Source organism: Geitlerinema sp. PCC 7407, assembly GCF_000317045.1.
Classification (GTDB): Bacteria; Cyanobacteriota; Cyanobacteriia; order PCC-7407; family PCC-7407; genus PCC-7407.
This window is the reverse complement of record NC_019703.1, coordinates 3,998,172-4,015,192: the sequence shown is the minus strand read 5'-3', so window position 1 is coordinate 4,015,192 and position 17,021 is coordinate 3,998,172. Positions and strand designations below refer to the sequence as shown.

Annotated in this window: 17 protein-coding genes; 13 read left to right on the top strand and 4 right to left on the bottom strand. The window is 55.2% G+C overall.

Translation table 11 applies throughout. The annotated features are described in order from the left end of the window. Positions 1-23: 23 nt before the first annotated feature. The 3 genes from hpsC to GEI7407_RS16305 all read left to right on the top strand — a co-directional run bounded on the left by hpsC (position 24) and on the right by GEI7407_RS16305 (position 2,414). Positions 24-968, top strand: a complete 945-nt coding sequence (gene hpsC / locus GEI7407_RS16315) for a hormogonium polysaccharide secretion pseudopilin HpsC (protein ID WP_015173307.1) — start codon at positions 24-26, stop codon at positions 966-968. Positions 969-1,007: 39 nt separating this feature from the next. Then, positions 1,008-1,703 (top strand): prepilin-type N-terminal cleavage/methylation domain-containing protein, encoded by a 696-nt coding sequence (locus GEI7407_RS16310; RefSeq protein WP_015173306.1) that lies wholly within the window; start codon positions 1,008-1,010, stop codon positions 1,701-1,703. 123 nt (positions 1,704-1,826) lie between these two features. Further along, positions 1,827-2,414 carry a Tfp pilus assembly protein FimT/FimU gene (locus GEI7407_RS16305; RefSeq protein WP_015173305.1) on the top strand — a complete coding sequence of 196 codons (588 nt, stop codon included), beginning with the start codon at positions 1,827-1,829 and terminating at the stop codon, positions 2,412-2,414. Positions 2,415-2,441: 27 nt separating this feature from the next. On the opposite strand, the gene glgB is transcribed toward GEI7407_RS16305, so the two are convergent. Further along, positions 2,442-4,745, bottom strand: a complete 2,304-nt coding sequence (gene glgB / locus GEI7407_RS16300) for a 1,4-alpha-glucan branching protein GlgB (protein WP_015173304.1) — start codon at positions 4,743-4,745, stop codon at positions 2,442-2,444. 258 nt (positions 4,746-5,003) lie between these two features. Next, positions 5,004-5,291 (bottom strand): hypothetical protein, encoded by a 288-nt coding sequence (locus GEI7407_RS16295; RefSeq protein ID WP_015173303.1) that lies wholly within the window; start codon positions 5,289-5,291, stop codon positions 5,004-5,006. A gap of 1,061 nt (positions 5,292-6,352) precedes the next feature. Between GEI7407_RS16295 and GEI7407_RS16290 the strand changes: the two genes are divergently transcribed. Continuing rightward, positions 6,353-8,389 (top strand): GAF domain-containing protein, encoded by a 2,037-nt coding sequence (locus GEI7407_RS16290; RefSeq protein WP_041268498.1) that lies wholly within the window; start codon positions 6,353-6,355, stop codon positions 8,387-8,389. Between the two features lie 17 nt (positions 8,390-8,406). Here GEI7407_RS16290 and argB read toward each other — a convergent pair whose 3' ends face one another. Then, positions 8,407-9,312, bottom strand: a complete 906-nt coding sequence (argB, locus tag GEI7407_RS16285) for an acetylglutamate kinase (RefSeq protein WP_015173301.1) — start codon at positions 9,310-9,312, stop codon at positions 8,407-8,409. 199 nt (positions 9,313-9,511) lie between these two features. Beyond that, complete coding sequence (locus tag GEI7407_RS16280) at positions 9,512-10,096, bottom strand: shikimate kinase (protein WP_015173300.1); 585 nt, start codon at positions 10,094-10,096, stop codon at positions 9,512-9,514. Between the two features lie 239 nt (positions 10,097-10,335). Between GEI7407_RS16280 and GEI7407_RS16275 the strand changes: the two genes are divergently transcribed. The 9 genes from GEI7407_RS16275 (at position 10,336) to GEI7407_RS16230 (ending at position 16,985) form a co-directional block, all read left to right on the top strand. Beyond that, the gene (locus GEI7407_RS16275; protein WP_396229536.1) at positions 10,336-10,797 is read left to right on the top strand and encodes a peroxiredoxin; all 462 of its coding nucleotides are present in this window, start codon (positions 10,336-10,338) and stop codon (positions 10,795-10,797) included. Positions 10,798-11,348: 551 nt separating this feature from the next. Further along, positions 11,349-12,758 (top strand): cation:proton antiporter, encoded by a 1,410-nt coding sequence (locus GEI7407_RS16265; protein ID WP_015173298.1) that lies wholly within the window; start codon positions 11,349-11,351, stop codon positions 12,756-12,758. Positions 12,759-13,043: 285 nt separating this feature from the next. Next, a complete protein-coding gene (locus tag GEI7407_RS16260) occupies positions 13,044-13,400 on the top strand; it encodes an NADH-quinone oxidoreductase subunit K (RefSeq protein ID WP_015173297.1) in 357 nt (118 codons plus the stop codon). Continuing rightward, complete coding sequence (locus GEI7407_RS16255; protein ID WP_015173296.1) at positions 13,397-14,830, top strand: cation:proton antiporter; 1,434 nt, start codon at positions 13,397-13,399, stop codon at positions 14,828-14,830. The genes GEI7407_RS16260 and GEI7407_RS16255 overlap by 4 nt, the downstream gene beginning before the upstream one ends. After that, positions 14,827-15,216 carry a Na+/H+ antiporter subunit E gene (locus tag GEI7407_RS16250; protein WP_015173295.1) on the top strand — a complete coding sequence of 130 codons (390 nt, stop codon included), beginning with the start codon at positions 14,827-14,829 and terminating at the stop codon, positions 15,214-15,216. The genes GEI7407_RS16255 and GEI7407_RS16250 overlap by 4 nt, the downstream gene beginning before the upstream one ends. Next, on the top strand, positions 15,213-15,464 hold the full coding sequence (locus GEI7407_RS16245; protein WP_015173294.1) for a hypothetical protein: 252 nt from the start codon (positions 15,213-15,215) through the stop codon (positions 15,462-15,464). Before GEI7407_RS16250 ends, GEI7407_RS16245 begins: the two co-directional genes overlap by 4 nt. Further along, positions 15,461-15,742 (top strand): monovalent cation/H(+) antiporter subunit G, encoded by a 282-nt coding sequence (locus GEI7407_RS16240; RefSeq protein WP_015173293.1) that lies wholly within the window; start codon positions 15,461-15,463, stop codon positions 15,740-15,742. The genes GEI7407_RS16245 and GEI7407_RS16240 overlap by 4 nt, the downstream gene beginning before the upstream one ends. Beyond that, positions 15,729-16,310, top strand: coding sequence for a DUF4040 domain-containing protein (locus tag GEI7407_RS16235; protein ID WP_015173292.1), 582 nt, complete (start codon positions 15,729-15,731; stop codon positions 16,308-16,310). Before GEI7407_RS16240 ends, GEI7407_RS16235 begins: the two co-directional genes overlap by 14 nt. 12 nt (positions 16,311-16,322) lie before the next feature. Beyond that, on the top strand, positions 16,323-16,985 hold the full coding sequence (locus GEI7407_RS16230) for a Na(+)/H(+) antiporter subunit B (RefSeq protein ID WP_015173291.1): 663 nt from the start codon (positions 16,323-16,325) through the stop codon (positions 16,983-16,985). The last annotated feature ends 36 nt before the right edge of the window (positions 16,986-17,021 follow it).

Here is a 17,021-nt window from a genome sequence, read left to right as displayed (position 1 = left end):
TAGCTTGCTCTGAGGCCTAGAAGATGAAACTGATTTCTTGGATTTTTTGTCAAGCAATTAGGGGAAAGTCAAAGCGTGATTCTCAGCAGGGCTTTACTTTGCTAGAGCTCTTGGTTGCGATGATCTTGGCCAGCATTGTGATCGGTTCGCTTCTGACTTTTATGCTGAGCATTCTCAATACCGATCGCCGTGAGCAAGCTAAGTCTGCTTCGGAACAAGAAATTCAAGCAGCGCTCGAATATATTTCGCGGGATCTTCAGCAAGCGCTCTATGTTTATGACAGCAGTGCTCTAACAGCGAATCACAGCACTACTCCAGCCACTTCGGGTATCGCTGATCAGATTCCCCCCGTAAAAGCAGCGCCAGGTTGCAATACTACCGAGCATAACTGCACGCCAGTCTTAGCTTTTTGGAAGCGTAAGCTGATTGACGACGTGATTCCAACAGATGCTGATGACTGTGATGCTACTCCACCAGTTGAAGGCTGCGATGATGCATTTGTCTACTCTTTGGTGGTCTATTACAAAATCACAGATAAAGCAGGGACCCCTAGTACTTGGTCAAAGGCCGCTAGAGTCGGCAGATTCGAAATACATGATGTGGCCACGGATTTTAACGGTGTAGCTCTGACTGAACCAGCAAGGGCTTTGGCCAGTCCAGGATTCGCAAAATTCAACCCCAGAGAGGCTGATACGCTTCAAACAAGTATGAACTCTTGGGTCTCAGGACTGGCAACGGGCGCGCAGTATCCTGATGTGACTGTTCTTGTAGACTATATCGAGCAGACGCAAGCGGATTCTTTCCAGGCCTCAGTTGTTGCAAACAGCAACAACTCCCTGGTGGATGTTCAACTGCGTGGCAATGCACTCCAGCGCTTGCAGGCCAATGCTTCTTTTAACCCCAACAATTCAGCTTTCTTCCCTCGTGAGAAGATGCGAATTCAAGGACGTGGATTGATTGGTCAGTAGCAAACTTTGCTTTTTATAAATGTTTCATTGAGGTCGATCATGGACAGCTTGCAGTTTATCCGGTTTATCAATTGCTTTCGGAGCTCTAGATCGACCTCTTGTGCCTCTAAATCTTTGGACGTTGGTCATCGACTTCAATCTCCAATGCGCCAGCAATCAGGTTTCACGCTGCTAGAAGTTTTGGTTGTTGTGATTATGATTGGCATTCTGAGCGCGATCGCAGCTCCGAGCTGGTTGGCTTTTGTGAACCGTCAACGAGTGGCCTCTGTTAATGAAGAGGTGTTTAGCAATCTCCAAGAAGCACAAAGACGGGCCAAGCTAACTAAGCGAATTTATAACGTCAGCTTCCGAGTAGATACTGCGAATAAGCGTCCCCAAGTAGCGCTGTATCCAGCACAGACGACAAATATCACTAGTCTTTGGAAAAACCTTGGTTCATCACGAGAAATCCGCCCTGGGCAAGTGACGTTTTACACAAACCTTGATACTGCTGCGAACTCAGTAGATGACCTCGACTATGCCCCCAGTGCTGTCAAAACAGTTAGCTTTGATCCATTTGGAGCTTTGGCTGGGGATGCTGATATTGGATCAAACGGTATTGTGCTGGCTGTGGCGGTTCCGGATGGCCAAGACTACACAACACCGCTGAATGGCACTAAGCGCTGTGTCATCATTCGGACGATTTTGGGTTCAATGCAGTCTAGCAACGATCCAGCTATATGTAGTACGCCCTGAAGTTTGGGGATCAACTTAAGGCGGCATTTAAAAAATTTTGGCTAGGGTGATCGATTTTTTGACATAGAGGGAAAACTGATTTCAGGTGTAAATTTTGCACGCCAGTCGTCAGTTTTTTCCACTATGAAACAGGGGCATTTGGGTCCGTTGAAGCCTTCAACGGGCGGGTTTACCGTGCTCGAAATTTTGGTCGTTTTGATCATGATTGGCATTCTGAGCGCGATCGCGGCTCCTGCATGGCTGGCATTTGTCAATGGCCAGCGTCTTGCTACAAGCCAGGAAGCTCTCTATCGCGCGATGCAAAGTGCCCAAAGCAACGCCAAGCGCGACAAGCGTACCTGGCAAGTCAGTATTCGCGAAGTCACAGCCAGCGGCAAACCCACGGTGCAGTGGGCCGTTCATCCTCGGCAGCGGGGCGTTTTTATTCCCAGCGGTGTCCAGTGGAACGACCTGCCGCCCAATGTCGAAGTCTTCAAAGGCCCCAACAGCCGCAATGCCTACGAAACGACCCTCGACAGCCCTGGAGTCCGGACTCTAGAGGGGCCATGGCGCGTCCAGTTCAACTACCACGGCAACACCAACGGCCAGCTCGGGCAGATCACGCTGACCACAGGCGGTAAACTTCGCTGCGTCACCGTTTCGACCCTGATTGGCACACTGCGCCTCGGCAAAGAGAATGCCCGCCCTCGCGACGACAAGTTTTGCTACTAGCGCTGGGGCGGGCATGGGGGCGATCGCCTAGTTGTCAGTGCCAGGGGCGATCGCGCGGGCGGTTTTCTCGCGATTTAGCTTAAATACCAGCGTCGAGAGCGGTGGCAAGCACAGATCCAGCGAGTAAGGCCGGCTGTGGAACGACCACTCATCCGCCCACTTGCCGCCCAGATTCCCCATATTGCTGCCCCCAAACTCCCGCGAGTCGCTATTAAAGAGCTCCTCATAGAAGCCGTGCTCTGGCACGCCGATCCGATAGTGCGCGTGGGGCTGAGGCGTGAAGTTGCACACCACCACCAAAAACTCATCCGAATCCTTGGCCCGTCGAATAAATGACACCACGCTGTGGCGATTGTCGTTACAGTCGATCCACTCAAAGCCCTCTTGGGAAAAGTCCTGGGTGTAGATCGCCGATTCGCTGCGGTACAGCTCATTGAGCTTGGTGATGCAGTGCTTGAGGGTCTGGTGAGGGGCAAACTGCAGCAGGTGCCACTCTAGGTCTCCCCAGACATTCCACTCGCTCCACTGCCCAAACTCCATCCCCATAAACAGCGTCTTCTTGCCGGGGTGGAGGTACATGTAGCTGTAGAGGCAGCGGAGATTGGCAAATTTTTGCCACTCATCCCCGGGAATCTTGCCCGGCATGTTGCTCTTGCCGTGGACCACCTCGTCGTGGGAGAGCGCCAGCATAAAGTTTTCGCTGAAGGCGTACCAAATGCTGAAGGTGACGTTGTTTTGGTGGAACTGGCGGAACCAAGGGTCCATGCTGAAGTAGTCCAGCATGTCGTGCATCCAGCCCATATTCCACTTCAAGTTGAAGCCCAGGCCCCCGACATAGGTCGGCCAAGACACCATGGGCCACGCGGTAGACTCCTCGGCGATCGACAGAGCGCCGGGAAAATAGCTGAAAATGACGTGGTTGACCTGGCGCAGGAAATCCGCTGCCTCGATGTTTTCGCGACCGCCGTACTGGTTGGGCAGCCACTCGCCCGGCTCTCGGCAGTAGTCCAGATAGAGCATGGAGGCCACGGCGTCCACCCGAATGCCGTCGATGTGGTACTTGTCGAACCAGAACAGCGCGTTGGCCACCAGGAAGTTGCGCACTTCGTGGCGACCGTAGTTAAAGACCAGGGTGCCCCACTCCTTGTGCTCGCCCTTGCGGGGGTCGGCGTGCTCATAGAGGTGTGTACCGTCAAAGAAGGCGAGGCCGTGGCCATCCTTGGGGAAGTGGCCGGGCACCCAGTCCACGATCACGCCGATGCCGTTCTTGTGGCACTGGTCGACGAAATACATGAAGTCCTGAGGGGTGCCATAGCGCGAGGTGCATGCATAGTAGCCCGTCACTTGGTAGCCCCAGGAGCCGTCAAAGGGGTGCTCCGCGATCGGCAAAAGCTCGACGTGGGTAAAGCCCAGCTCTTTGACGTAGGGGATCAGGCGATCGGCAAGCTCGCGGTAGGTCAAAAAGCGCGCGCCCGGCTTGTAGTCTGAAACGATGACGACGGGCTCCGTCTCGCCATTGGGCAGGGTAGGAGGCGTCTCGGCGGAGGCGTGGAGCCAGGAGCCGAGGTGAACTTCGTAGACCGAGACGGGCTGAGTGAGGGGCTCGGTGTGGCGACGGGTTTCCATCCAGCTGCTGTCGCTCCACTGGTAGGAGTCGAGGTCCGCCACGATGGAGGCAGTTTTGGGCCGCGCTTCTTGCTGGAAGCCGTAGGGGTCGGATTTTTCGTAGATGTGGCCGTCGTTGTTTTTGATCTCGTACTTGTAGCGATCGCCCACCTTCAGCTCAGGCACAAACAGCTCCCAAATGCCCGCACCGCCACGGCGCATCTGGTGCTTGCGGCCATCCCACACATTGAAGTCGCCAATGACTGAGACATTGCGGGCGTGGGGCGCCCAAACCGCAAAATGGACGCCCTGCACACCCTCAACTTCGGTAGCATGAGCGCCCATCTTTTCGTAAATTCGGTGGTGATTGCCCTCGGCAAACAGATAGGTGTCAAGCTCTGTCAGCCACGGCGATCGAAAGGCATAGGCGTCATAGGTAACCCGCTCGTGCTCCCCCTCCTGGATCCGCAGCTGGTAGTTGCCCAGAGTCTCGACCTCCAGAATGCACTCAAAAAAGTGGGGGTGGTGGCTGACCTGCATGGGGTACTCTTTGCGCTGCTCTGGCAACAGCACCCAAGCCGCCTCTGCCGTCGGTAAATAGGCGCGCACCGCCCAGGCATTTTTGCCCTCGTGCTGAACGGGATGCGGGCCTAGCACTTCGAACGGATCGTGATGTTGGTTCCAGACAATCCGATCAATTTGCTCAGAGGCAACGGTAAGAGCCATAAAAAACCTGCCCAATCTCAACTTTAGCTATAGGAATTGAAAAAGCTAACGCGCGATCGCCCATACAAAGGCATCTCTGCGCTGCTGAACTTCAGAAATTTTGTATTCACCGTGGACTCGACTGAGAGTCCACCTCACACGCAGCTCTCTAAATCAAGTATTGTCGTAAAACTTAGCAAATCATTGAAGAAGTCTCAAACGCTTCTCCGGAGTGTTCCTCTACAGCGTACTGCCCTCTATCGCCTTTTCTAGAGTGGTTTAGAGCGGTGCAAAGGGGATTAGCGTTCTGATCAGCTTGCGAAATCGCAGTAAGAAAACGGTTTCGCGTAGCTGAGGCGACACCTCAGGCGGGCCTGATCCGTCCTCTAGCTGCTCCATCAGCTGAGCATACTCTGCTGCGGTCAGAGACGAACCGTCGAGAGGCGATCGCGCCTCAACGATCACTTCGGTCCGCAGCACCTCCTCCGGGATCTCCTCCGGCAGAGCCGTCGGCACCTCCATCACCAAGCCCGCGCTCAGCAGGCCGCCCCAGATTGCGGGTGTCATTGCTCTTTTCCTTCCTCCCTGTGCGTTCAGTGTATGGGTGCACTCGTGCATCCCTCTAGCTTCACCGTAGTCCACAGCACTGGCCTAGAGCCACCGCAACCTCCGCTCCTAGCAAGAAGGGGAGCAATCCAGCCAAAGCGTGAATGCGGAGCCCAGGCAAAGCCATGAGAAACCGCAAACCAGCGCTCTGGGAATTACTCCCCTGCTTAAACTGTCTTAGAAAGATAAATGATCCTCTAAGGCCGAATCCCTTACTAGTTAGCCGGAGAAGGTGCGGGAGATTCCGTCGCAGGAGCGTCAGCCGGAGACTCAGTCGGAGCTGTATCGCCGCCGCCGCAAGCCGTCACTAATGATGCAGTCACACCCAACAGCAAAGCCAGAGCCACAAATTTCTTAGTCATACACTCCTCTTCAGAAGTTGAAGTAGCGTTACCGATCAACAAGCATCACAGTACTGTATTTATCCCGTCCCTGCTACTACCCAAGTATGAGTTTCCCCAATCACTCCCGGGCAAATCTGCGGAGAAATTTCAAACTGAGCCGCAACCTTTGACACTGCTGAGGGCCGTATTTGCACGATAGCTTAGGGAGAATTGGTCCCTGAATTCGGGCATTTGTGGTTCTTAGATGGACTTTTTCTCACAGTCTAAAAGAACCCTGCGCAAAGGGGGATCGGGAAGCGTTGCGTAAGCTACTGAAAGCGACGAAATTTCTCGATACTTTTGGGAAGCTAGTCCTGGGTCTGAGTCAAAAACAGGGTCGTCACTGAAGTTGCGAGGAGCCTCGGTATCTCCCTGATGCGAAATGTCATAGGATTGTGAACCGAGGGCCACAAAAATAGGTGAATTTAACAGATTTGGCGCCTAAAGGGCTGAAGGTTGGTAAAAGGCGGCGTGAGTCGTTAACTCCAAGATGAATGCTGCTGTAAAAAGCGCTGGTGCGATGGGACTAGCTCGGTCTCATTGTTCCTTCACCGGGTGCACGTTCAAGATTGTTTCGCGATCGCGCGTCTCGCATCATCCCCAATGTCTGTATCCCTGCCGTCCCTACCCGTTAGAGAGTTGTCTGATAATTGGCTGCATAGCCCCCAAGAACAAAGCGCTCTGTTGCGGCGCATTGTCGATCGGATTCGCGGATCTCTAGAACTCAAGGTCGTCTTGCAGACGGCTGTTGATGAGATAGCAGCTCTACTGAATTTGCAACGCTGCTATTTTTTTTGGTGCTTTGAAGATACCCAGCGAGTGCAGGTGGTATGCGAGCAGCTGCTGGACGATGGGCGATCGCCGCTGCTGGGCTACTACGCGCTGGCGGATTTTGGGCTGTGGGCGGAGGCGATCGCCCGGGGGCAGCTGGTTGGGCAGCCCGGCACGCCAGAGAGCCGCTCCTGGGGCGCGAGCCCACTCCTGGGCGAGAGCCTAGCAGACTATCTGCTGGTGCCGGTCCGGGGCCAAGATAGCTCCCTGGGCTACCTGGTGTGCCTGCGGGAAAGCTCGGGCTGCTGGCTGCCGGGGGAGGTGGCGTTTTTGCAGGCGATCGCCCAGCAGCTCGAGATCGCCATCCAGCACGCCCAGCTCTACGAGCAGGTCCACAAGCAGGCCCAGCGCGAACGCATCGTCAACCAAATCACCAGCCAAACTCGCCAAAGCTTTGATCTCGAAACCATCTTGACCCAGGCCATTGGGCAGCTCCGGCAGGCCCTAGCGGTCGATCGCTGCATCGTGCACCTGGTGGAGCTGGAGGGGGAGCCGGATCTGTCGGTCAACGACGACGACAGCACTGCCCAAGACCCCGCTTTTCGCCGCAAGCACCTCTACGAATCCTGCCACCCAGACTTTCCGGCGTCAGTGGAGGACTTTGACACCCACGGCCCGATCACCCAGTGGGTGGTCCAGCACCGCCGCCGCGTGGTGATTGCCAATGTGGACCAAGACGAGCGCATTGGCCCCGACAACGAGGAATACTGCAAGGCCCAGATCCGCTCATCGCTGGTGGTGCCGGTGCAGACCCGCGAGGCGCTGTACGCCATCTTGTATCTCAATCAGTGCTCCCGCGTCCGGTTTTGGTCGATGAATGACCAAAAGCTGGCCCAGGCGGTGGCGGACCAGCTGGCGGTGTCGATTCAGCAGGCCTATCTCTACGCCCAAATTCGCCAGCAGGCGGCGGAAAGCGCAGCTCAGGCGGCTCACCTGAAAGCCACGCTGCAAGAGCTGCGCGCGACCCAGGCCCAGCTAATCCAGAGCGAAAAAATGTCTGGCCTGGGCCGAATGGTGGCGGGGCTGGCCCACGAGGTCAATAACCCCATCACGTTTATCTATGGCAATGTGCCCTATATCGATGCTTACCTTCAGGATTTGGTGCAGCTGGTCAAGGGATACCGGGAGGCCTGCCCGAATCCGCCGCTGGCGCTGCGAGCCCTGGAGGAAGAGGTGGACGTGGACTTTTTGGTGCGGGATTCGCAGCAGATTTTGACGTCGATTCGCATCGGGGCGGAGCGGATTCGCCAGATTATCTTGTCTCTGAGAAATTTTTCGCGCCTGGACGAATCCCACCGAAAGCTGGTGAATGTCCACGAGGGTCTAGAAAGCACGCTGTGCATTTTGCGCGATCGCCTGGAGCGCGTTGAGGTGGTGCGCCAGTACGGCGAGCTGCCCCGGGTGGAGTGCTACCCCAAGCAGCTCAACCAGGTGTTTATGAATCTGCTGATGAATGCCATCGAGGCCCTGGAGACGCAGCCGGGGCGATCGGGCCAGATTGACCTGCGGACGGAGCTGGTGATGTCCCCCGAGAGCCACCGCGCCCTGATCCGGATTGCGATCGCCGACAATGGCCCCGGGATTCCCCCCGACATCCAGCCCAAGATTTTTGACCCCTTCTTTACGACCAAGGAAATCGGTCAGGGGACGGGACTGGGCTTGGCGATCTGCTACCAGACGGTGGTCACCCAGCACCGGGGCAGCCTGACCATCCAGTCGCTGCCGGGGCAGGGAACCGAGGCGATCATTGAGCTGCCGGTGCGCTTGGTGCAGGCGATCGCCCCTCGCCAGATGGAGGCCCAGATCTGTTGTCCCGATGCCGCCGTCTCTGCCCAGATTTCCTAGGGGCGCTAGGCCCGGGCCTAGCGCTTGTAGTTGCTCATAAACTCCGACGCCACGAGCATGGAGCCGATCCCGGCATCGGTGAAAATCTCCAGCAGCAGCGAGTGGGGAATGCGACCGTCGAGAATGTGAGCCGCCTTGACTCCCTGGGCCAGCGATCGCACGCAGCACGTCACCTTGGGAATCATGCCCCCCGCCACAATGCCCGCATCGATCAGCTGGCGCGCCTGCTGAATGTCCAGCTTGGGAATCAGCGTGCCCGGATCTTTGTAGTCCCGCAGAATGCCCGCCGTATCCGTCAGCAAAATCAGCTTTTCGGCGCCCAGGGCCGCCGCGATCTCGCCAGCAACAGTGTCCGCATTGATGTTGTAGGCCTGGGACGTTTCATCGGCGGCCACGCTGGACACCACGGGAATGTAGCCGTTGCTGACCAGCGACTCCAGCAGCTTGATATTGACGCTGCTGACCTCGCCCACAAAGCCAATTCCCTCATCGCCCTGGGGACGAGCCGTGATCAGGTTGCCGTCCTTGCCGCACAGGCCCACGGCCTGACCGCCAGCCTGGTTGATCAAGGACACAATTTCCTTGTTGACCCGGCCCACCAGCACCATTTCCACCACATCCATCGTGGCGGCGTCGGTCACCCGCAGCCCGTTTTTGAACTGAGGCTCAATGTTGAGCTTGCCCAGCCAGCTATTGATCTCGGGGCCGCCGCCGTGGACGACGACGGGCCGCAGTCCCACGCAGGACAAAAACACGATGTCGCGGATGACTTTCTCTTTGAGAGCGCCATCTTTCATCGCTGCGCCGCCGTATTTGACCACGATGGTGCGGCCCGCGAACTGCTGAATATAGGGGAGTGCTTCGCTTAGGACGCGAACCCGCGTTGCCTCTGCCTGTTGAAAGTATTCATGTTCCGACAGCATGAAAAACCCAGATGAATGCGGTGGTGAAATCTTCCTGACGCTTCAATCAGCGATTGCAGCGCGGGCTCCTGAGCAGAAACCTGTTTGGGCAGGCGTCTCTTGCCCCGAGGGAGAACGCTGCAATTTTCTCACTTTTGGCGATTCGCCGCTAACCCCCTGACGGGTTTATGTCACGGTTCGGGGGGTGGGGCGCAGCGCGCTATTCGTGGCCGTTGGTGGAGGCGGCTTCCCCCAAGATCTGGGGGCCAGACCGCAGGATGGACGGCAGCTCTGTCAACAGGCGATCGCAAGTTTGCTCGGGCGTTTCCGTGGGCTGGGTGCTCAGGCGCAGATCGGCCTGGGCGTAGAGGCGCTCGCGCTGGGCCAAGAGGTCTGTGAGGGTCTGGAGGGGATCGGGCGTCTGGAGCAGGGGCCGGTCTCCATCTCGCCGAAGCCGCTCGTAGAGCGTGTCGACGGGCACGTCTAGCCACACCACGACGCCGTGGCGCAGGTAGCTCCAGTTAAATGGGGTCGTGACAATGCCGCCGCCGGTGGAGATGAGCAGATTTTTTTGGGCGCATAGCTGAGCGAGGACTTGGCTCTCCAGCTGGCGAAAGATGGCTTCCCCGGATTCGGCAAAAATTTGGCGAACGCTTTGTCCAGTGGCTTGCTCGATCAGGGCGTCGGTGTCAAAGAAGTGGTATCCCAGTCGAGAGGCGAGCAGTCTGCCGACGGTAGACTTGCCTGCGCCCATCATGCCAATGAGATAAAGGTTGACGCCTTTGAGAATGCTTGTCACGGCCATGGGTGTGTTTGTGTTTTCCACTCCTCATCCTACGGGACAGCGGCGCGCGATCGCCCCCGGCAAAAATGCAAGAATCGATCGCCATTGCTAACTTAACCAAAGACCCTTGGGTCTGCGATCGCCCGTTTTGCCGTCACGTTACAAAATCTATGATTTCCCGTCGCACGTTTGTTCAGTGGTTGTTGATTGGTGTTCTCAGTTTGCTCACCGGCTTCGGTCCTGCCTGGCCTGCTCAGGCCATGGGTGGGCCCCAGCCGCTCCTGGATCAGCCAGCGCCAACTTTTGCGCTGCCCACCAACACGGGAGATGGCACCCTTAGCCTGGCTGATTACCGGGGGCAGTGGGTGGTGCTGTACTTCTATCCGCGAGACTTTACGCCTGGGTGCACCCTGGAGGCTCGGCGCTTCCAGGAAGATCTGCCCCAGTACCTGGCCCGCAATGCCCAGATTTTGGGGGTGAGCATGGATGATGTGGATTCCCACGCTGAGTTTTGCGATTCAGAGGGGCTGAAGTTTCCGCTGCTGGCCGATACCGATGGCAGCGTGAGCAAGGCCTACGGTTCGTGGATGGGCTATGCGTCTTTGCGCCACACCTACCTCATCGATCCGGAGGGCATTTTGCGCGAGACCTTCTTGGGAGTGCGGCCCGCGATTCATAGCAAGGAAGTGCTGGCTCGCCTAGATGAGTTGCAAAAGGTCTAGAAAGCTAGGGCGATCGAGACCCAAATTGCCTCAAAAAAACGCTGCTTTTGGAAGTAAGTGAACCCTGCGATCGCCTTAAGCCAAAGCTAATCAAAAGCCTCTAGAAAATGCTGTCTGGAGGCTTTTTATTTTTCAAAGTTCTAAAAATAGATTACAGAAACAAATTACAGAAAAAATACAGAAACAAATTAAAAAGCCGATCAGCGTGCGGTGCGTGGCTGAAAAAGAATTGAGCGGGTGCAGGCGATCGCTGGATGCCCTTCGAGGGGCGATCGCCTCTTGGTGGCTGGGTGATAACACGGAGGATGTTGCTGAAGGTGGGCGATCGCTGAAAGCCTTGTTCCCCAAGGGTTTCTTCAAAAATCTCTCAAGGCGCGATCGCGCGCTTGGTCAGCAGGACGCTGTTTTTCATAAGTAAATTCTAGGATAAGCATCAGAAAAAAAGAGAAAATGGGTCTTTTAGATAGACTTAACTCAATGATAAGTTTTTATGGGTAAGGTCTGATAGGTTTCCGTAAATTCATAGGTTTTAATCAATGATTGGACCCAGTATGGTTTCTATCGGAGCCAAATTGGTATTCACCGGGCTCCCTTGGGCAGGCCATGACTTTCCGCTGTTGGCGACGGCCTCTGCTGAAAATGCTCCTATCGTTCTGTCGGGCGTCTTGCTGAGTCTGGTGATTGTTTATTTCGCCAGCAAGCTGGGCGGAGAAGTCTCCAAAGCGCTAGATTTTCCGCCGGTTTTAGGCGAATTAATTGGTGGGGTGCTCGTCGGGGCTTCGGCGCTGCACCTGCTGGTGTTTCCCGAAAGCGGCGCCCAGGCGACGGACTCTCTGCTGATGCCCGTGCTGCAGTGGGTGGGCGGCCTCAGCCCGGAAGCTGTGCAAGAAGTTTTTGCATCGCAAAGTGAGATTGTTTCTGTCCTGGCAGAATTGGGCGTCATTATTCTGCTGTTTGAAATTGGCTTAGAGTCGGACCTGCGAGAGCTGCAAAAGGTCGGCCCTCAGGCGGCGATCGTGGCTTGTGTCGGGGTGGTTGTCCCCTTTGCGGCCGGTACGGTCGGCCTGATGACGCTGTTTCATGTGTCAGCGATTCCGGCGATCTTTGCGGGGGCGGCCCTGACGGCAACCAGCATTGGGATCACGTCGAAAGTGCTGTCGGAACTGGGCCAGCTCAAGTCTCGCGAAGGGCAAATTATTGTCGGGGCGGCTGTGATCGATGATGTGTTGGGCATCATCGTGCTGGCGGTGGTTGCCAGTCTGGCCAAAACCGGCGAAGTGGACGTGATGAATGTGATTTATCTCATCATCAGCGCCACGGCGTTCTTATTAGGCGCAATTTTGCTGGGCAAGTTCTTCAATCAGGCTTTTGTGGCGATCGCAGACAAGCTGCAAACCCGTGGCAAGCTGGTGATTCCGGCCCTGAGCTTTGCCTTTTTGCTGGCGTTTTTAGCCAATGCGATCCACCTAGAGGCGATTTTGGGCGCTTTTGCGGCGGGTCTGGTCCTCGATGAAACCGATCGCCGCAAAGAACTCGATCAGCAAATCATTCCGATCGCGGATATTTTGGTGCCGATTTTCTTTGTGACGGTGGGCGCCAAGGCCGATCTGGGCGTGCTCAATCCGGCAGTGCCCGCCAACCGCGAAGGTCTGGTCATTGCGGCGTTTCTCATTGTTGTGGCCATCATCGGCAAGGTTGTCACGGGGTGGGCAGCCTTTGGCCAACCGGGCATTAACCGTCTGGCGATCGGGGTTGGCATGATTCCCCGGGGCGAAGTCGGCCTGGTGTTTGCCGGCATCGGCTCCGCCAGCGGCGTTCTGAGCAAGCCCCTGGAAGCTGCCATTATCGCGATGGTGATTTTGACAACTTTCCTCGCGCCCCCCTTCCTGCGGGTGGCCTTTGGTCAGTCTGGAGATGCTCAAGGGCTGGAAGAGCCTGCGGCACTTGAGAACGAAGCGTAAACCTGACCGTGGCTGCTTGACAGAGCGATCGCAAACCAAGCTCAAAGGCGATCGCTCTGCATTTCTCGACATTCAGTTGATTGCGCGATGCTTGTTGGGACTTCTCTTTTGATGAAGCCCATAGAAGTCTTCTGGCGGAGGCGTAGGCCTGAGTTTCTAACTTCTAGGCCTTGAATTGAACCTTTGGCTTGGCCCTTGGGCGTTCCCAAAATAATTTGTCGCTCTTGAAATTAGGCTAATCAATAAAAACACTTCTAAAAGCTATCAAATTAGGGCGAAATCTCAATGCTTTTAAATCTTGAAACTGTTCTAGAGGCTTTTGTATTTGCCACCATCCTGTTTGGATTTTTTGGAACCATTCTAAAAAAGAATTTGGTTATGAAAATCATTGCGATGGACGTGATGAGTACAGGGGTGATTGCCTATTACGTTCTAGTTGCTTCTCGCGGTGGTTTATTGACGCCCATTTTTTCTGAAGCTCCCAAAGGAAACTATGCTGATCCGGTTCCCCAAGCCGTCATTTTGACGGCGATCGTGATTGGTCTGTCGATTCAGGCTCTGATGCTGGTGGGCGTGATGAAGCTGTCGCGGGACAATCCCACCCTAGAAGTCCATGAAATCGAGCGGAATAATGCCCCATGAAGATGCTGACCATTCTCTGGATTGCCCTACCGTTTGTCTTGGGCTTTGTTGGATATCTGCTGCCCAAACTGGCTCGCTATCTGGCTCTGGGCGGGGCGATCGCGTCGACAGGCTATGCTCTGTTGCTTCTGACGCAGCCTCCCATTGCCCTGCAACTGCTCGATCGCTTTGGCGTCACGCTGTTCGCTGATGCTCTGAGCGGCTTCTTTGTTCTGACCAATGCGATCGTGACGGCCGCCGTGGTTTTTTATTGCTGGAACAGCGATAAAACGGCCTTCTTTTATTTGCAGATGATGGTTCTGCACGGCAGCGTTAATGCTGCGTTTGTCTGTGCTGATTTTATGAGCCTTTATGTGGCTCTAGAAGTGATTAGCATTGCAGCCTTTTTGCTGATTTCCTATCCGCGGAGCGATCGCTCTATCTGGGTTGGGCTGCGCTATCTGTTTACCAGCAATGTCGCCATGCTGTTTTACTTGATTGGCGTCATTTTGGTTTACCAAGCCACCCATTCTTTCGCCTTTGCAGGCTTAGCAGAGGCCCCGCCCGAGGCCCTCGCGCTAATTTTTTTAGGGTTACTGGTGAAGGGCGGCATCTTTGTGTCGGGGCTGTGGCTGCCGCTGACCCACTCCGAGTCAGAAACCCCTGTTTCTGCCCTGCTCTCGGGCGTAGTCGTCAAAGCAGGCGTTTTTCCGCTGGTTCGCTGCGCTTTGCTTGTCTCCGAAGTAGACCCGCTAATTCGGATCTTCGGAGTCAGCACCGCGCTATTAGGGGTTAGCTATGCGGTTTTTGAAAAAGACACCAAGCGAATGCTGGCATTTCACACTGTCTCGCAGCTTGGCTTTATTTTGGCTGCACCTATTGTGGGTGGTTTCTATGCGCTGACCCACGGTTTGGTAAAGTCGGCCCTATTTTTAATTGCGGGGATTTTGCCCAGCCGAAATTTCAAGGATTTGCACCAGCAGCCGATCTCCCGAACGATTTGGATCGCTCTGGCGATCGCCAGCTTTTCGATTTCGGGGTTCCCGCTGCTGTCTGGTTTTGGCGCTAAAGTCTTGACTACCAAGAACTTATTGCCTTGGCAGGTTATCGCCATGAATTTGGCGGCCCTGGGCACCGCGATCTCGTTTGCAAAATTCATCTTTTTGCCCCATCAGCCTTCAGAAAAACCCGAGAAGTTACAGCCAGGTTTCTGGGCAGCGATGGCCCTATTGCTGGGCGGATTGGTTGTGGCAAATGTTGTCTACTACGAAGCCTATACTGTCGCCAATATCATCAAACCCTTGCTGACCATTGGCTTAGGATGGCTGGCCTATTTCCTCATCTTTCGCCGGGTCACGATCAAGCTGCCGCGCATGCTTGAGCAACTGGATCACTTGATGGGCGTGATGAGTCTGATGCTAGTTCTACTCTTCTGGATGGTGATGGCATGATCGGCTCCCTCAATCTGATTTTGCGACTGGCGATCTGGTTTTTGCTGACCGCTAACCTGAGCTTGGCCAACATCTTGATGGGCCTGTGCGTGGCCCTGCTGCTGCCGCGCGCCCGCACAGCTCCCGGCGCTCTCAAAGATTGGCTGCAGATGCTAGGCAGGATTTTGATCGCCATTCCCCAGGCCTATCTAGAGGCCTTTGAACTGATCTTTCAGCCCCATGGTCAAGAAGTAATCGAAATTGAGCATATTCCACCCAGACGATCGCCCGGCCTCGTGTTTTTAGATATTTTCCTGATTACCTTTACGCCCAAAACCATTGTTGTGAAATGCCACCCAGAAGGCGGCTATGAAGTGCACCGGGTGCAGCGGAGGCGGCGGAAATGAATGGAATTTTGATTGCCATGATTCTCGCCCTGCTGATTCCAATCTTTGAGGCGTGGCGAAATCAGGATATCTGGCAAAAAATGCTGGCTTTCTCTAGTGTTGCCACCAAGACTTCCATGATGATTTTGGTGGTTTCGGTGCTCCGCGATGACTGGATGATCGGCGTGGTCGGCGTGATCATCCTGAGCGTTGGCAATGCGGGACTGATGCTGCTGGCACACCTGATCAAACGACTGAACAAACTATGATCAACCTTCTTAGCTACTTCTGCATTGGTGTGGGCATTTTTTTCTGGTTCTGGGGGACTGTGCCTTTGCTAGGAAAGCGATCGCTGCTGTTCAAGCTGCACAGCCTTTCGGTGGCCGATACCCTGGGCTCCATGAGCATTATTTTCGGTCTCCTGCTGAAGATTCCCAGTGAGTGGTCGCTGTTAGTTTTGGCCCTGATTTCTTTGGCAATTTGGAATACGGTTTTGGGCTACGTGTTGGCCTACTGTTCGACCAGTGGAGGAAATGGTGAACGATAGCTACCTCTACATGATTGTGGCTCTTTTGCCCTTGACGGCATTGATGCTGACGCTTCAGGTAAATCCTTATCATGCCTTGGTGATTCGCGGCATTTTGGGGGCGATCGCGGCTTTGGTGTATGTGGTGCTGGGGGCTGCGGACGTGGCGCTGACCGAGGCCCTCGTCGGCACGATGCTGGCTGTTTTGCTGAACGTGGTCGCAGTTCGCTCCTCCCTGGTGATGCGGGTTGGGGTTCTCCAAGAGACCTTGAGCGATGCTGAGGAGCAGCCCGAAAATAGTCCCTTCTATCAGCTCAAAAATACGCTGTCCAATGTCGCCAACCGATATCATTTGCGTCTGGAATTAGTGCCTTTTTCGGACCCTGAAGCGTTGCGCCAGGCCCTGGTTGAAAAAGAAATTCATGCGACCTGTCTGGAGCGATCGCAGGCAATCAATCTAGACGCTCAAATGCCTGAGGCGGAGCCTGAACCCTATCAAGTGATTACTCGTATTCGTCGTCTTTACGAGATTTTGCAGTCTGAACGATTGGCAGCGAGCAGCCTGACTTATATTCAGTTGGCCAACTGAGGCGAGAAAGCAATGAAGTGGCTTTATATTGCGGCAGGAATTGCGCTTTATTTGAAGTTTTTGCTGATGCCAAACCCGATGGCGGATGGGTCGGATTTGGCCATTGTTGAGGCCGTGGTGCAAGATAGCGGCGTGCCCAATGCCGTATCCGGGATTATTTTCAGAAATCGGCTTTATGACACGATTTTTGAAGTGATTGTTTTCACGATTGCCATTATGGGGGCTCATTTCCTGTTGGCCAATGAGCGGCCCTTTCCCCGCATTTACCAGTTCACCGATCAGCCTTCCATTGTCCTGGCTCAGCTAGGAGCGACGATTTCGGCAATTGTCGGGGTTGAGCTGGCGATCCGGGGCCACCTCAGCCCCGGGGGCGGGTTTGCGGCCGGGGTCGCGGGGGGAACGGCGATCGCCTTAGTGGCCATCACGTCGTCGTCGGAGTGGATGGAGTCCATTTACCGGCGCTGGCGCGCGGCGATCTGGGAGAAAATCTCGGTGCTGCTCTTTATTGCCCTAGCGGTGGTGACCTTAATGGGCTTTGAGCTGCCCCACGGCGAACTGGGAGCGCTGCTGAGCGGCGGCGTCATGCCTTTGCTGAATATTTTGGTGGCTATCAAGGTAGCCCTGGGTTCCTGGGCGGTGATTTTGGTGTTTATTCGCTATCGCGGCCTGCTGTAGACGCTGAAGGGAGGGCGCTCCCCGGGCGATCGCGGG

Coding starts and splice junctions, on each gene's coding strand:
- hpsC (WP_015173307.1), top strand. CDS start 24: ATGAAACTGATTTCTTGGATTTTTTGTCAAGCAATTAGGGGAAAGTCA.
- GEI7407_RS16310 (WP_015173306.1), top strand. CDS start 1,008: ATGGACAGCTTGCAGTTTATCCGGTTTATCAATTGCTTTCGGAGCTCT.
- GEI7407_RS16305 (WP_015173305.1), top strand. CDS start 1,827: ATGAAACAGGGGCATTTGGGTCCGTTGAAGCCTTCAACGGGCGGGTTT.
- glgB (WP_015173304.1), bottom strand. CDS start 4,745: ATGGCTCTTACCGTTGCCTCTGAGCAAATTGATCGGATTGTCTGGAAC.
- GEI7407_RS16295 (WP_015173303.1), bottom strand. CDS start 5,291: ATGACACCCGCAATCTGGGGCGGCCTGCTGAGCGCGGGCTTGGTGATG.
- argB (WP_015173301.1), bottom strand. CDS start 9,312: ATGCTGTCGGAACATGAATACTTTCAACAGGCAGAGGCAACGCGGGTT.
- GEI7407_RS16280 (WP_015173300.1), bottom strand. CDS start 10,096: ATGGCCGTGACAAGCATTCTCAAAGGCGTCAACCTTTATCTCATTGGC.
- GEI7407_RS16275 (WP_396229536.1), top strand. CDS start 10,336: ATGGGTGGGCCCCAGCCGCTCCTGGATCAGCCAGCGCCAACTTTTGCG.
- GEI7407_RS16265 (WP_015173298.1), top strand. CDS start 11,349: ATGGTTTCTATCGGAGCCAAATTGGTATTCACCGGGCTCCCTTGGGCA.
- GEI7407_RS16260 (WP_015173297.1), top strand. CDS start 13,044: ATGCTTTTAAATCTTGAAACTGTTCTAGAGGCTTTTGTATTTGCCACC.
- GEI7407_RS16255 (WP_015173296.1), top strand. CDS start 13,397: ATGAAGATGCTGACCATTCTCTGGATTGCCCTACCGTTTGTCTTGGGC.
- GEI7407_RS16250 (WP_015173295.1), top strand. CDS start 14,827: ATGATCGGCTCCCTCAATCTGATTTTGCGACTGGCGATCTGGTTTTTG.
- GEI7407_RS16245 (WP_015173294.1), top strand. CDS start 15,213: ATGAATGGAATTTTGATTGCCATGATTCTCGCCCTGCTGATTCCAATC.
- GEI7407_RS16240 (WP_015173293.1), top strand. CDS start 15,461: ATGATCAACCTTCTTAGCTACTTCTGCATTGGTGTGGGCATTTTTTTC.
- GEI7407_RS16235 (WP_015173292.1), top strand. CDS start 15,729: ATGGTGAACGATAGCTACCTCTACATGATTGTGGCTCTTTTGCCCTTG.
- GEI7407_RS16230 (WP_015173291.1), top strand. CDS start 16,323: ATGAAGTGGCTTTATATTGCGGCAGGAATTGCGCTTTATTTGAAGTTT.